This window comes from Segatella copri, from assembly GCF_002224675.1.
GTDB classification, from domain to species: domain Bacteria; phylum Bacteroidota; class Bacteroidia; order Bacteroidales; family Bacteroidaceae; genus Prevotella; species Prevotella copri_U.
Window position 1 is genome coordinate 305,392 of record NZ_NMPZ01000001.1, and the last position, 14,161, is coordinate 319,552.

The following is a 14,161-nucleotide window of genomic DNA, read 5'->3' on the forward strand; positions in this document are numbered from 1 at the left end:
TTATTTAAGTTCAACGGATAAAAAATAAATGAATATGAATTTTCCGGAAATATATTCAGCAACAGGCATGATGGAGCTGATTCAGAAAATCGGCTTCCTCCCTAAACACATGGATGCTTCCGACCAGAGCATCGCCCGTTCCCTTTCACGCACGGCTGTAGTTCGCATCACACTTACTGAGCCACCAACCGGCAAGCGCAAACAATATGATAAGGAAGGCGTGGAAATGAAATATGGAAGAATGGAATAAATCTCCGATAATGGTAAAATCTTCCGAAAACCAGGTATAAGCTCTTTTAGAGAATGTGCGTATCTTTGCATAAGATAAGCTGCACTCGGCAATTTGAAAGCAAGCTTTCATTGCGCTCATTTGCATTATCTTTGCCCCCAAGAAATTTAGAAATTTAAAAGGCTTAGGATTATGAAGGAATTATTCTTTAATACCATACAGGATTTCAACGACTTTATAGGGGTGAAAACGCTTCATCCCCTGATAAGCGTTGTGCGTGTGGAGAACACCTCTCCTATACAGGAGGCTGTGCATCACTACGGACTTTATGCCCTCTTTCTGAAGGAAAACAAGGGCTGCAAATTGTCATACGGCAGAACAGAATATGATTTTGACGAGATGACCGTCACCTCGTTTGCTCCGGGACAGTCGATTAAGGTTGAACCCATTCCTGGAGTACCGCTTGCCAAATATACGGTATTGGCTTTCCATCCCGAGTTGCTCAACCGCACCCAGCTTGGCAAGAACATCTCCCGCTATGAGTTCTTCGACTATACAAGCAACGAAGCACTACATCTATCCGCTGCCGAGGTAAACATCTTCCGTGACGTACTCTCAATGATTAAGCAGGAACTTCAGCATCCTATAGATAGGCATTCGCGTGAACTCATCGTTTCTAACATAGAGTTGCTGCTGAACTATTGTCTGCGTTTCTACGACCGCCAGTTTATCACTCGCGAGGAGATCAATCATTCGGTGGTAAAAAAGTTCATCTCTCTGCTCGATGAATACATTGTCAGGAAAGCGGAGCATGAAGGGCTGCCTACCGTAGCCTACTTTGCCGACAAATGCTGCTATTCTACCAAATATTTCGGTGAATTAGTCAAGACTGAGACTGGCAGAACCGCAAAGAGTCTGATCAACGACCGACTGCTTTCTGCAGCCCGCCAACTACTTGTAGATGAAACCTTAACCATTACACAAGTCAGCCAGCGCCTCGGCTTTGAATATTCTCAGCACTTCGTCCGCTTTTTCAAGGCACAGACGGGAAAGACTCCAAGCGAGTACCGCAAAACTGCTTAAATACAAGGAAGCATATATAGAATAACTGTTATTTTTACATCGTAGATGTTTTCTGGAGAAGAATTTGAAAATATGGAGAAGAATTAAAAAAAATGATACAATGAAGAAAATAGTACAGACAGCAGGGCGCACCCAACTGGGTGAGTTTGCCCCGGAGTTCGCCCACCTCAACGACGACATCCTCTTCGGAGAAGTATGGAGCCGCAATGACCTGCTTTCATTGCGCGACCGCAGTTTGGTAACAATTACTTCGCTCATCAACCAGGGAATCACCGACAGCTCGCTGAAATATCACTTGCAGTCGGCAAAGAATAACGGAATTACCCGCACGGAAGCGGCAGAGATCATCACCCACATCGCCTTCTACGCCGGCTGGCCAAAAGCCTGGGCAGCATTCAATCTGGCAAAGGAGGTATGGAACGAAGATGTGAAAGGAGAAGACGCCAAGGCAGCTTTCCAGCGCGAGATGATATTCCCTATTGGCGAACCCAACACAGCTTACGCCAAATACTTCAAAGGCAACAGTTATCTGGCACAAATATCCAACAGTCAGATACCTTTCTTCAACGTAACCTTTGAGCCTGGTTGCCGTAACAACTGGCACACGCACCACGCCACAAAGGGTGGCGGACAAATGCTGGTAGGTGTAGCCGGACGTGGCTGGTATCAGGAAGAAGGCAAGCCTGCGCAGGAAATCCTCCCCGGCACAGTCATCCATATTCCAGCCAACGTGAAGCATTGGCATGGTGCCGCAAAAGACAGCTGGTTTGCCCACCTCGCCTTTGAAATACCTGGCGAGAACACATCCAACGAGTGTCAGGAGGCTGTGAGCGATGAGGAATATAACAAGATAAAATAACAACTATAAGATTTTACAATTATGAAGAAGATAAAGTTAAGCAATGGCGTGGAAATGCCGCAATTGGGATATGGTGTTTATCAGGTGGAACCTGATGAGTGTGAGCGTTGCGTGCTGGATGCTCTCAGCGTGGGCTATCGGATGATAGATACGGCACAGGCTTATCTCAACGAGGAAGCCGTGGGCAACGCATGGAAGAAGAGCGGTGTGAATCGTGATGAGATTTTCCTCGTTTCCAAGGTCTGGCCTTCCAACTATGGCGACGGACAGACTATGAAGAGCATCGATGAGAGTCTGCGCAAACTGCAGACCGACTACATCGACCTGATGCTCCTCCACCAGCCTTACTGCGACCGCTACGGTGCCTATCGTGACTTGGAAAAAGCTTACAAGGCAGGAAAGGTTCGTGCCATCGGAGTGAGCAACTTTTTCCCTGATCATCTTATAGACCTGGCTTCCAACATGGAGATTGCACCGATGGTTAATCAGATGGAGACGCATGTGTTCAACCAGCAGCACGAGACCCGAAAATTCATGGATGAGTTTGGCACCAAGCTCATGGCATGGGCTCCTTTGGCAGAAGGACAGAACGGACTGTTCACCAACCCTACCCTCACCCAGATTGGCGAGAAATATGGCAAGACTGCCGCACAGGTAGCCTTGCGCTGGCTGTTGCAGAGCGATGTAATCATCATCCCGAAGACTGTTCACAAGGAACGAATGCAGGAGAATCTGAACCTCTTCGATTTCGAACTTGATGCTGAGGACATGCAGAAGATTGCTGAGCTCGACACCGCCCACAGTCTCTTCCTTGACCATCATAGCGGAGAAACGACCAAGCAGTTTATGGAGTGGAGAGCTGTGGTGAAACCAACAGAATAAAGAGGCAATTACTCCTTCTATGTTGCATTATAAAGCAAAGAACGTATGACTTCACTTCAAGAAAGACTGTTCGCCATGCAGGATAAGCAGTATGCTGCTTTCCAGGCCAAACTGACACCGGGAGTGCCTGTGGAGAGTTTCATAGGCATTCGTGTGCCTGTGCTTCGCAAGTTCGCAAAAGAGTTTACAAAGGAGGCAGAATGTGAGGATTTCCTTCATCAGCTTCCTCACGAATACTACGATGAGAATATGCTTCATGGTCTCCTCATTTCCGAGGTGAAGGACTACGAGGAATGCATTCGTCTTACTGAGAAATTCCTGCCTTTCGTGGATAACTGGGCAGTTTGCGACATCATGTCTCCGAAGGTGTTTGCCAAACACAAGGAGGAGCTATTGGCGAAGATCAAGACTTGGAGTAAATCGCCACACGTTTATAAAACCGCCTTGCTCCCTGGACGCACAACAAGACCATCCAGAAGGCCATCGAGAGCTACAGAATCACGCTCGAGCAGAAGGAATATCTGCGGACATTGAAGATAAAATAAAAGGAAAAATTAGGAATAGGCGAATAACCATGCATTGTACATTCTATCATCCCGTACAAAAGCACCACAATCAGCAATATTTGTGGTATTTTTGTACCAAAATAGCTATAAAACTGTTGAAATTTATTAAAAATGAGTGAATTTAAAAAGTTTTCCGTACAAAAGTACCACAATTAAAAATATTTGTGGTATTTTTGTACCAAAATTAGAAGAACAATTATGGAAACAAAGAATTCATTCATATCATCAGCAAGCGTCAAAGTACAAGGACGAACAGCTTACTACAAGATGTTGGAAGCCGTTCGCCAAGGTGAACTGATTCAGGTTTGCCGTGGCGTATATGCTAACATAGACCAATTGTCAGCATGTATGGTTGATATTGAGTCTATTGTTCCCAACGGAATCCTCTGCCTTTGGTCTGCCTGGAATATCCATCAGCTTACGACATCCTTGCCGCAGACTTATCATGTCGCCATTAAAAGGGATAGAAAAGTTAAAGTACCTTCATTCCCAAAGATAGAGCTCCATCACTATACTGCCAATATTCTTGAAATCGGCGTGATGGAGAAAGTCATAGATGGATTTCAGGTAAAGGTATATGATGTAGAACGATGCGTATGCGATGCAGTAAAGTTCCGCAACAAGGTGGGCATTGATGTCTGTTCTGAAATCATCGATAACTATCTTTCCAGACCAGAAAGAAATATCAGTAAACTAATGGATTATGCCAGACAATTGCGTGTTGGCAATATCCTGGAAAATTATCTACAAGTGAAGCTATGAGTAAAGAACTATTATGACACAAGATACTTCTATATATTACGTTTGGATAGGTGGTTCATGTGATTATGGCCATAAAGAGCGAGCCGGTGGTGCTGCCGTTGTGATTGAGCATAACGGCAACATCATCAGCCGTGATGTAATCAGCGACCTACACACCACGGAGTTCCGAATGATGCTAACCCTCATGGTGAAAGTAATGCAGGAAATACCGGATGGTTCCGACATTCTCTTCCTGACCAACGCTGCCTATATTCAGAACTTTGACAAGACTCCAACGGCTAAATCAGCCAATCCTGACTTGATCATTCAATGCATCAAGGAAAAGAAAAGGCACAACTCTGTCGGGGTCAAGATTGTGCAATACCACAAAAGCCCATTACTGATAGAAACCCACGATAGGGCTACGGAAGCAATGGCTAAGACAAGAAAGGAGTTTCATCAGAAAAACAAATGAATGTTTAGAGGCTTTTCCGGTCATTAAGGTCATTACGGTCATTAAGGATTTCCGGTTATTTAGAATAAAAAAGATGTAACAACAGAAAATTGAGCATGAACACATTACATAGTTATCTCGCCTACTATCTCCTTGCCATCAATGCAGTTACATTCATCGTGTACGGCATTGACAAATACAAGGCTAAGAAAGCCAAGTGGCGCATTTCGGAAGCCACGCTTTTGCTGCTGGCTGTACTTGGAGGAAGCATCGGGACATGGATGGGAATGAATGTCTGGCACCATAAGACGATGCACAAGAAATTCAAATACGGCATTCCTGCCATTCTGCTGATACAGATTGCGCTGATGGCGTATTTACACATGAATCAATAACATCATAAAGAACGAAAATTTTCATAGAAATAAACTGATGGAAACAGAAAGAATTTTACTCCGCCATTGGCAGGAATCGGATGCAGAGGCACTCTTCAAGTACGCCTCCGACCCTGATGTGGGACCTCGTGCAGGATGGCCAGCACATAAGTCTGTAGAGGAAAGTCGGGAGATAATCCGGACATTCTTCCATAATGAAACGACAAGGGCGATTGTACTGAAAGAGACTGGCGAGGCTATCGGATGCATCGGCTACTACACCCATGAAACCAGCAACATCCCTATCGGAGAAAACGACTGTGAGGTAGGCTACTGGGTAGGAAAACCCTACTGGAACAAAGGAATCTGCACCGAAGCCTTGAAACTGATGCTCGACTACTGCATCCAAGTAAAGCATTTTGAAAACATCTGGGCAGACCATTTCACTGGAAATCCAGCATCAGGAAAGGTCATGGTGAAATGCGGTTTCTCTGACACCGGAATGCTGAACAGATGCAGCCAGCTTGTGGGTGGCGACAAGGATATGGTTAAAGTGTTTAAGTACAAAGGATAAAAATAAATGAACATGAATTTTCCAGAAATATATTCAGCAACAGGCATGATGGAGCTGATTCAGCAGATCGGCTTCCTCCCTCTTCTTGATAGCGGCATTGAAGGATTCTCTGCCGAAGACATCGTAGCAGAAGACTGCGGTTACGTAAGACTTCCTGAAGGCGGTTGGGACTGGCCGCTATGGAAATGGAAGGGCGAGATCGTTCAGGAAATGCCGTGTATGTACGGAAAGTTCTTTAACAAGAAAGCAGGATTCATCAGCCAGGAATGGTGGCCGGACTTCTGTAACTATAGAAGAAGCAAATACCCTCGCCCAGATGATGAGTCAATAGAAGGAGCCATTCTCTGCACGCTTCAATCTACTGGCAGTCTCATCACGAGAGAACTGCGGGCAGCCTGCGGTTTCACGGGCAAGGGAATGAGAAGCAAGTTTGACGGTTATCTCACCCGACTGGAAATGGCGACTTACATCGTGACCGAAGATTTCATCTATCCTCGTGACAAGCACAATCACGAATATGGCTGGGGTTGGTCGCTGCTCAATACTCCCGAAAATCTCTATGGCTGGGAGGCTTGCCAATGCAACCGAACTCCAGAAGAGTCTCAACAGAGGATTTTAGAGCATCTGAAAGAAATCCTGCCTGATGCTTCGGATAAACAGATCATTAAATTAATTGGATAAAAATGACTTCACTTCAAGAAAGACTGTTCACCATACAGGATAAGCAGTATGCTGCTTTCCAAGCTAAACTGACACCGGGAGTGCCTGTGGAGAGTTTCATAGGCATTCGTGTGCCTGTGCTTCGCAAGTTCGCAAAAGAATTTACAAAGGAGGCAGAATGTGAGGATTTTCTTCATCAGCTTCCTCACGAATACTACGATGAGAATATGCTTCACGGTCTCCTCATTTCCGAGGTAAAGGACTACGAGGAATGCATTCGTCTTACAGACACCTTCCTGCCTTTCGTGGATAACTGGGCAGTTTGCGACATCATGTCTCCGAAGGTGTTTGCCAAACACAAGGAGGAGCTATTGGCGAAGATCAAGACTTGGAGCAAATCATCACACGTCTATACTTGTCGTTTTGGAATAGAGACACTTATGTCTCATTATCTGGATAAAGACTTCAAGGCTGAATATCTTGAAATTCCTGCATCAGTAAGGAGCGAAGAGTATTACGTAAAAATGATGGTAGCCTGGTTCTTCGCCACCGCCCTTGCCAAGCAATGGGACCAGGCGATTCCCTACATCGAGCAACACCGCCTTGCTCCCTGGACGCACAACAAGACCATCCAGAAGGCCATCGAGAGCTACAGAATCACGCCCGAGCAGAAGGAATATCTGCGGACATTGAAGATAAAATAATTATAACACAAGATACTTCTACTTATTACGTTTGGATAGGTGGCGTCAGAGTCAAGATTGTGCAATACCACAAAAGCCCATTGCTGATAGAAACCCACGATAGGGCTACGGAAGCAATGGCTAAGACAAGGAAGGAGTTTCATCAGAAAAATAAATACAAGCAATATAGAAGAGATGGAAAGCATATACCTGACGAGCCGCCCATCTCTTCTGTTCATTTTTAGTGTAGCCGTCTTACTACAACATATTGCAAAAACTATTTCAAACCTTGAGCGTTCTTGTAGTCCTCCATATCGGCAGGATTGTCAAACTCCAAGCCATTGCAATGATACTTCTGGCTTGTAGATGAACCTGAACGAGTAGCCTTATGCTTGAGCAAATACTCCAAGAGCGTCCAACCCATATCGGCATTCGTCTTACTATTTAATATCTTCTCGTTAAACTCGTTAAAGTCTCCCTTTGATGGTTCTTTCTTCAGACTATTGTTGGTGCTAAAGCTCGCACTCACTACCTTGTAACTAATATCATCGAAAGCACTGTTGGTACATGCCATTACATTGCCATTATAGACTCTGAGATTCTCGGCAAAATAGGCATTCATGATCTTTCTGTTGAGTTCACGACTACTACTATCTACAAACAAATTATACAAGATGCTGCTTCTGTCTTCACCAAAGGCTACCATTTCATAAACATTGTTGCCCCTACGGCAGGTGAACTTCAAGAATGCACTGCCTACTTCCATCGTGCATGCATCAAGTGTGGGCTTTACGTACTCGCTAATATCTATCGGTCTGCCGTAGCCAATCACATTATAGTCATAAGCATCCGAAGCCAAAGAATTAACAAAATCGTTATACTTTATGGTAATCTTACAGTTTCCTGCACCATCAGGTTCCTGGGCAAAAACATAAAGCATACCGATACAAGCGCCTTCCTCGTTAAAAACATCAACGTTCCACAAATCTATCGCGTTGCGGTTTTCATCCACCATGGAAACAGCTGCACCTTCATGGCGAGGATAGGCTTTGGTCAACTTGTCTAAAATACACTCCGATGCCGCATACATCGACTCAACATCAGAAAACGACTTGCTGGCCGTCACGCCATGGATTATGCCATCATCACTGTAGTCTCCCACAAGAGATATGTCGAAATCCGGAATACCGCATACAGTCCCCGATATATAGCAATAATCAGACTCATCACGAACATCGACATAGAAATGCTTGGCACGCAAATACTTGAGAAAATTTCGAAATGAGGTATTCAACGAGATTCCCTGAAAATGCAAATGCTGTACTGAAGTTACCTTCGTACTCTTGGAAGAAGATGTTGATGAAGGAATATTCCGATGTACGAGAACCGTACCATTGCCCAAGTCCTCGTATCTATTCTGAGCTGTACCCCTCAAAGAAAGCAGGCATAGCATTAATATTAAATACTTTTTCATAAATTCTCCTTTAAACCGCTAAAATATAAATGCAAAAATAAACATTTTTTCTGAGTTGTCAGCATATTAAGTGTTAAAAGTTCATTAGCGACGATTTTTATTGCACTTTCACACGATTTAGGCTTTTCCATCTGCTCTGCAGAATAATAGTGAAAAAAGTAGTCACGCACGCAACCAGACTTTACTTGCCTGATTACGGGTGCAAAGGTACGAAAATATTTTTGTATTTACCTAGTACGTACTATGTACGCGTACTAGTAGTATCTTCCCCTGATGCTGCCATGATACCCAGGGTGCGAGATATCTAAGAGGGTGTTCAGTATTCAGTATTCAGTTTTTTTCGGGATAGTTACCCTTTCTGTGGTTACAAATTATAAGTAATTATTTTATATTATATATTAATATATAATATACTATTTATACAGAGGATGGAAACAAGAGCGAAAAAAACTGAATACTGAATACTGAATACGTTCCCATATAATCGGGTATTACTTCGTAATATGCTGATTTATACCGCAAAATATAGTTTTCGATACCGCAAAAACATAGAGATGCGCCACATAAGAAACAGAGTCTGTTTTTTAACGAAGTTTCAAATCGTAAGTGTTTTGCTGAAAATCGCTCCTTATCACATGCAAAAATTTGGTAGATACAGAAAATCTTCGTATCTTTGCACCAGCAATCGAAGGAACAGCCTATCATGCCGAAAACCGGTCATCTATGAAGACCGGAGCGGGGCTTAAATGATGGCAGGCGCCGGTCATCTATGAAGACCCAGAATCGGGGCTGAATCGAGGGTTTTCCGGGCAGTTGTGATTTCAAAGAACTTTTAATCGTTTCACGGAAATAGATAAATAATTATGGAGACATTCAATAATGTAATAAACAGTGACCAGCTTGTTCTGGTCGATTTCTTTGCTACATGGTGCCAACCTTGCAAGGCGATGCACCCCATTCTGGAGCAGGTGAAGAGTGTGTTGGGCGACCGCATCCGAATCATCAAGGTGGATGTGGACAAGTACGGCGTAACAGCAAGCCAATACCGCATTCAATCCGTGCCTACGCTGATGCTTTTCCGAAACAGAGAAGTATTGTGGCGCACAAGCGGTGTGGTAGATAAAGCCGAACTACTGGCTACGCTTGATCCTTTCTTGAAATAAAAAGATGAAAAGAATAGGAGATTCTTTGAGAAGGTGCACGAATGTATACTTATCTTCACCGACTGGCTTGGGTAAGCACACAAAGTAAATAGACAGCAAAACATTGATATAATCTGATGGAAACAGAAAGAATTTTACTTCGATATTGGCAGGAATCGGATGCAGAGTCGAAGCCTTGAAGCTGATGCTTGACTACTGCATCAACGAGAAGCATTTCAAAAACATCTGGGCTGACCATTTCACAGGCAATCCTGCATCAGGAAGAGTCATGGAGAAATGCGGTTTCGTCGATACTGGTATGTTGAATAAATGTAGCCAGCTCGTAGGTGGCGACAAGGATATGGTTAAAGTATTTAAGTACAAAGGATAATAAATCTCCGATAATGGTAATTTCTTCCGAAAACCATGCTCGATGAATACATTGCCCGGAAAGCGGAGCATGAAGGGCTGCCTACCGTAACCTACTTTGCCGACAAATGCTGCTATTCGCCTAAATATTTCGGTGAATTAGTCAAGACAGAGACAGGCAAAACCGCTAAGAGTATGATCAACGACCGACTGCTTTCGGCTTCCCGCCAACTGCTTGTAGATGAAACCTTAAGGATTTCACAATTATAAAGAAGATAGAGTTAAACCTTCAGGCACGATTTGCGTCTAATTCTTAGATGATGGTGTTTAAGCACCCATCGCAATTTTGGTATTATAAAGTTTTAATTTGTAGCTTATGAAAAGAATTTTGCGAATCTTAATGATTGCCATTTGCTGCATGGTTTCATGCAATATGGTGGCGAATGCGGGCAACAACAAGCCTATCTCTGTAAATGCACTTCCTGCCAAGGTCCAGACCTTGCTCAGCCAGCATTTCAATGATCAGAAGGTGATGCTTGCTACGATTGAGTCGGGCGTTGTCAGCAGAAGCTATGATGTGGTTCTACAGAATGGCACGAAGCTGGAGTTCGACAAAAAGGGAAATCTTACAGAGGTCGACTGCAAGCAGGACATCGTGCCAGCCCAGCTGATTCCACAAGCCATCAGGAATTACCTGAAAGATAATTATGCAGGACAATCAGTAAAAAAGATTGAAATGAATAAGAATGAATATGAGGTAGAACTGGTTAACGGATTGGATTTGACCTTCAACAAACATTTTCAATTAATTGATATTGACTGATTTAAACTAAATCCATTCATCTGATGATCCCCACCTACTTGGGTGACCTTCATCAGATGCCCCACCAACTTTCCGATTTCAGCATGAATGAAGATTCGGATAGTTGATGGGGCTTTTTTTTTTGACTCCAAGAAAGAATATCACCTTTTTACATCTTCCAACCAGTCATTTACAGCCAATTAAAACGGAAGTTAAAACGGATAAATTTTGTTAAACCAATCATCTTTTACCACTTATGTTCATACCTTTGCACCCAAATTTATAATCAAAAAGGGATATTTTATGTTCTAATAAGGATAATACAAAGGATAATACTTTAATTTAAAGGGATAATTCCTTAATTAAAAAAGGATAATTTAATTTAATAAGAGAAGTTATATGAGAGAAAATTCGGAAAGTTCAGTAGCCTGCCATCATCGAGTAGGCTTCCTGGGATTGCTCATCACTCTGGGCATTGTGTTTGGAGATATAGGTACATCCCCACTCTACGTGATGAAGGCCATCCTGCACACGGGTGAAGCCATCAACGAGAGCACCATCCTGGGTGCATTGTCGTGCATCATCTGGACACTCACCCTGCAGACCACCATCAAATACGTATGCGTGGCGCTGCGTGCCGACAACAATGGCGAAGGAGGCATTCTCGCCCTCTACGCCCTGTTGCGCAAGATGAAGAGAAAGTGGATTTACTTACTGGCCATCATCGGTGCCAGCACCCTGCTGGCAGATGGAATCATCACCCCTGCCATCACGGTTACCACAGCCATCGAAGGACTCGAAAGCATCAGTCCCCACCTGCCTGTCATCCCCATCACACTGGGCATCATCACCATCATCTTCTTTGTGCAACGCTTTGGCACAGAGAGTATTGGCAAGTCGTTCGGAGTTTTCATGCTGATATGGTTCCTGCTGCTGGGCGTAACGGGAGCTTTCAGCATCACCTCTTACCCATTGATTCTGAAGGCCTTCAACCCCTACTATGCTGCCATGCTGCTGGCAAAATCGCCAGAGTGGTTCCTGATTCTGGGTGCCGTGTTCCTCTGTACCACCGGTGCTGAGGCTCTTTACTCCGACCTGGGTCACTGCGGCAGAAAGAACATCACCATCAGCTGGCTTTTCGTAAAGGCTATGCTCATCCTCAACTATCTGGGTCAGGGAGCATGGGTGCTGAACCATATCCAGACTGCCTCCTCCGTGAATCCGTTCTTTTCCATCATGCCCCAGAACATGCTGATTTTTGCCATCATCATGGCCACGGGTGCGGCAATCGTTGCCAGTCAGGCACTTATCAGCGGCACCTTCTCCATATTGAGCGAAGCCATGAACCTGCACTTCTGGCCACGCATGCGAATCAAGCATCCTACCCATGTTAAGGGGCAGCTCTATATCCCGGTAATCAACCTCGCCATGTACATCGGCGTGGTTCTCATCATCCTGCTCTTCCGCGACTCCTCGCACATGGAGGCAGCCTATGGTCTCGCCATCACCATCACCATGCTGATGACCACCCTGCTGCTCGGTTTCTATCTGCGCACCAAGGGTGTGGCGCGCATCTTCATCCTGCTCTTTATGGGCGCATATTGCGTGATTGAGGGCATTTTCCTTGCCGCCAACCTGTCAAAATTCCTCGCAGGAGGATGGTGCACGATGCTTATTGGCGGAATCCTGTTCCTGATGATGTATGTATGGGTCCGCGCCATCAAGATCCGCCATCATTACATCAGTACCAAACCGCTGAATGAGTATTATCAGATTATCTCTGATATCAAGGCCGACGAGAGCATCCCCAAGTACGCTTCCAACCTGGTTTATGTGAACCATGCCGACAAGGAAGGTGCAGTGGATGACAAGCTGCTCTATTCCATCATCAACAAGCAGCCCAAGCGTGCTGACCATTACTGGCTTATCAATCTGGAATTTGCAGATACTCCTGACACGCTGGAGTACAGTTGCGAGACTCTGGTTCCCGACACCCTCTACAGTGTAACCATGCGCATAGGTTTCCGCATTGAGCCTAGGGTGAGCCTCTATCTGCGACAAGTGGTAGAAGACCTGGTGGCTGGCAGGAAGGTGGATTTGAGAAGCACCTATCCATCGCTTCGCAAAAATGGAATTCCTGGCGATTTCCGCTTCATCATCATCCACCGCGTATATTACCCGGAGAGTTCCGACAACCGTCAACAGAACCTGCTGATGACTATCTATGCCCTTATCGGCAAGATAGGCATTGACGAGCCTAAGGCTTTGGGCCTCGACACATCCATGGTGGTGGTAGAACGTGTTCCGCTCATCATCAACCATCGCAACAGAAGCATCAGGCGCATTGCGCAGATTGTTGAAGAATAGGAAGATTTTTCTAAACAAAAAACAGTCGGATGATTACTTTTCGAATTATTATTTGTATCTTTGCACCTGAATTGCGCAAAGCAAAGTTGAAAGATAATAAAAAAGATAATTGAATGGGAAATCAAATCACAACAATGGAGCGGGGAATGCAGCGACGCACAGAACTGCTCCTGGGAAAAGATAATCTTGAAAAAATTCAGGAAGCACGAGTGCTCATCTTCGGAATCGGAGGCGTGGGTTCATGGTGCGCAGAGGGACTGGTGCGCAGCGGCGTGCGCAACATCACCATCGTGGATAGCGACCGCGTATGCGTGACCAACTGCAACCGCCAGCTGATGGCAACAAGCCGCACCATCGGACAGGTAAAGGTAGATGCGCTGCGCGACCACCTGCTTGAAATCAACCCTGAAGCCAACATCACGGCTTATCAGAAAATCTACCAGGCAGAAACTGCAGAAGAGTTCCACATGGAGGAATACGACTACATCATCGACGCCATCGACTCGCTGAAGGACAAGGCTGACCTGATTCTGCGTGCCACTGCCCTTCCGAAGGAAATCACCTTCGTATCTTCGATGGGAGCAGCCCTCCGCCGCGACCCTTTCATGGTGAGGAAGGCTGAGTTCTGGAAGGTTGATGGCGATCCGCTGGCAAGAGCCCTGCGCAAGAAATTCAAGAAGAACAAGACCTTCCCTCGCCGCAAATTCCAGTGCGTGTTCAGCGAGGAAAAGCCGATGCAGAACATGAGCGACCAGCGACTCGTAGAGGACGAATGGACATCTACGAAGGCACAGATCAACGGCTCACTCTGCCACATCACCGCTACATTCGGAATGGCTATAGCAGGAATCGTTATCAATCACATCATCGAAAGATAATATTTTGAAGAAGGTAATATTTTG

At 45.0% G+C, this 14,161-nt stretch carries 18 protein-coding genes; 17 read left to right on the forward strand and 1 reads right to left on the reverse strand.

The features are described 5' to 3' along the window. The first annotated feature begins 28 nt into the window (after positions 1-28). The 11 genes from CFT61_RS01325 to CFT61_RS01375 all read left to right on the forward strand — a co-directional run bounded on the left by CFT61_RS01325 (position 29) and on the right by CFT61_RS01375 (position 7,126). Entirely contained in the window at positions 29-250 is a 222-nt protein-coding gene (locus tag CFT61_RS01325) for a hypothetical protein (protein WP_254918812.1), read from the forward strand. Between the two features lie 171 nt (positions 251-421). Continuing rightward, a complete protein-coding gene (locus CFT61_RS01330; protein ID WP_089542681.1) occupies positions 422-1,312 on the forward strand; it encodes a helix-turn-helix domain-containing protein in 891 nt (296 codons plus the stop codon). 100 nt (positions 1,313-1,412) lie between these two features. Then, the gene (locus CFT61_RS01335) at positions 1,413-2,171 is read left to right on the forward strand and encodes a carboxymuconolactone decarboxylase family protein (protein WP_089542682.1); all 759 of its coding nucleotides are present in this window, start codon (positions 1,413-1,415) and stop codon (positions 2,169-2,171) included. Positions 2,172-2,192: 21 nt separating this feature from the next. Beyond that, positions 2,193-3,053 (forward strand): aldo/keto reductase, encoded by an 861-nt coding sequence (locus CFT61_RS01340; protein WP_089542683.1) that lies wholly within the window; start codon positions 2,193-2,195, stop codon positions 3,051-3,053. Positions 3,054-3,098: 45 nt separating this feature from the next. Next, a complete protein-coding gene (locus CFT61_RS01345; RefSeq protein WP_217899079.1) occupies positions 3,099-3,587 on the forward strand; it encodes a DNA alkylation repair protein in 489 nt (162 codons plus the stop codon). 230 nt (positions 3,588-3,817) lie between these two features. After that, positions 3,818-4,381: a type IV toxin-antitoxin system AbiEi family antitoxin domain-containing protein gene (locus CFT61_RS01350; protein WP_089542684.1), complete on the forward strand. Its 564-nt coding sequence runs from the start codon at positions 3,818-3,820 to the stop codon at positions 4,379-4,381. 13 nt (positions 4,382-4,394) lie between these two features. Continuing rightward, positions 4,395-4,835, forward strand: coding sequence for a ribonuclease H (locus CFT61_RS01355; protein ID WP_089542685.1), 441 nt, complete (start codon positions 4,395-4,397; stop codon positions 4,833-4,835). A gap of 95 nt (positions 4,836-4,930) precedes the next feature. Beyond that, positions 4,931-5,209: a DUF1294 domain-containing protein gene (locus tag CFT61_RS01360; protein WP_089542686.1), complete on the forward strand. Its 279-nt coding sequence runs from the start codon at positions 4,931-4,933 to the stop codon at positions 5,207-5,209. A gap of 37 nt (positions 5,210-5,246) precedes the next feature. After that, complete coding sequence (locus tag CFT61_RS01365) at positions 5,247-5,762, forward strand: GNAT family N-acetyltransferase (RefSeq protein WP_089542687.1); 516 nt, start codon at positions 5,247-5,249, stop codon at positions 5,760-5,762. Between the two features lie 12 nt (positions 5,763-5,774). Then, the gene (locus CFT61_RS01370) at positions 5,775-6,443 is read left to right on the forward strand and encodes an AlkZ-related protein (protein WP_089542815.1); all 669 of its coding nucleotides are present in this window, start codon (positions 5,775-5,777) and stop codon (positions 6,441-6,443) included. 2 nt (positions 6,444-6,445) lie between these two features. Further along, positions 6,446-7,126 (forward strand): DNA alkylation repair protein, encoded by a 681-nt coding sequence (locus CFT61_RS01375; protein ID WP_089542688.1) that lies wholly within the window; start codon positions 6,446-6,448, stop codon positions 7,124-7,126. 256 nt (positions 7,127-7,382) lie between these two features. Here CFT61_RS01375 and CFT61_RS01385 read toward each other — a convergent pair whose 3' ends face one another. Next, positions 7,383-8,579 carry a hypothetical protein gene (locus tag CFT61_RS01385; RefSeq protein ID WP_142990527.1) on the reverse strand — a complete coding sequence of 399 codons (1,197 nt, stop codon included), beginning with the start codon at positions 8,577-8,579 and terminating at the stop codon, positions 7,383-7,385. Positions 8,580-9,442: 863 nt separating this feature from the next. Here CFT61_RS01385 and trxA point away from each other — a divergent pair. The 6 genes from trxA (at position 9,443) to CFT61_RS01415 (ending at position 14,137) form a co-directional block, all read left to right on the forward strand. After that, positions 9,443-9,742, forward strand: coding sequence for a thioredoxin (gene trxA / locus CFT61_RS01390; protein WP_089542690.1), 300 nt, complete (start codon positions 9,443-9,445; stop codon positions 9,740-9,742). Positions 9,743-9,887: 145 nt separating this feature from the next. Then, complete coding sequence (locus tag CFT61_RS01395; RefSeq protein WP_254918813.1) at positions 9,888-10,112, forward strand: GNAT family N-acetyltransferase; 225 nt, start codon at positions 9,888-9,890, stop codon at positions 10,110-10,112. A gap of 35 nt (positions 10,113-10,147) precedes the next feature. After that, positions 10,148-10,360 carry a helix-turn-helix domain-containing protein gene (locus tag CFT61_RS01400; protein WP_254918814.1) on the forward strand — a complete coding sequence of 71 codons (213 nt, stop codon included), beginning with the start codon at positions 10,148-10,150 and terminating at the stop codon, positions 10,358-10,360. Between the two features lie 106 nt (positions 10,361-10,466). Continuing rightward, positions 10,467-10,913 carry a PepSY-like domain-containing protein gene (locus CFT61_RS01405; protein WP_254918815.1) on the forward strand — a complete coding sequence of 149 codons (447 nt, stop codon included), beginning with the start codon at positions 10,467-10,469 and terminating at the stop codon, positions 10,911-10,913. A 378-nt stretch (positions 10,914-11,291) separates the two neighbouring features. Beyond that, positions 11,292-13,259, forward strand: a complete 1,968-nt coding sequence (locus CFT61_RS01410) for a KUP/HAK/KT family potassium transporter (RefSeq protein WP_089542691.1) — start codon at positions 11,292-11,294, stop codon at positions 13,257-13,259. Positions 13,260-13,372: 113 nt separating this feature from the next. Continuing rightward, positions 13,373-14,137 (forward strand): tRNA threonylcarbamoyladenosine dehydratase, encoded by a 765-nt coding sequence (locus CFT61_RS01415; protein ID WP_089542692.1) that lies wholly within the window; start codon positions 13,373-13,375, stop codon positions 14,135-14,137. Positions 14,138-14,161: the final 24 nt, after the last annotated feature.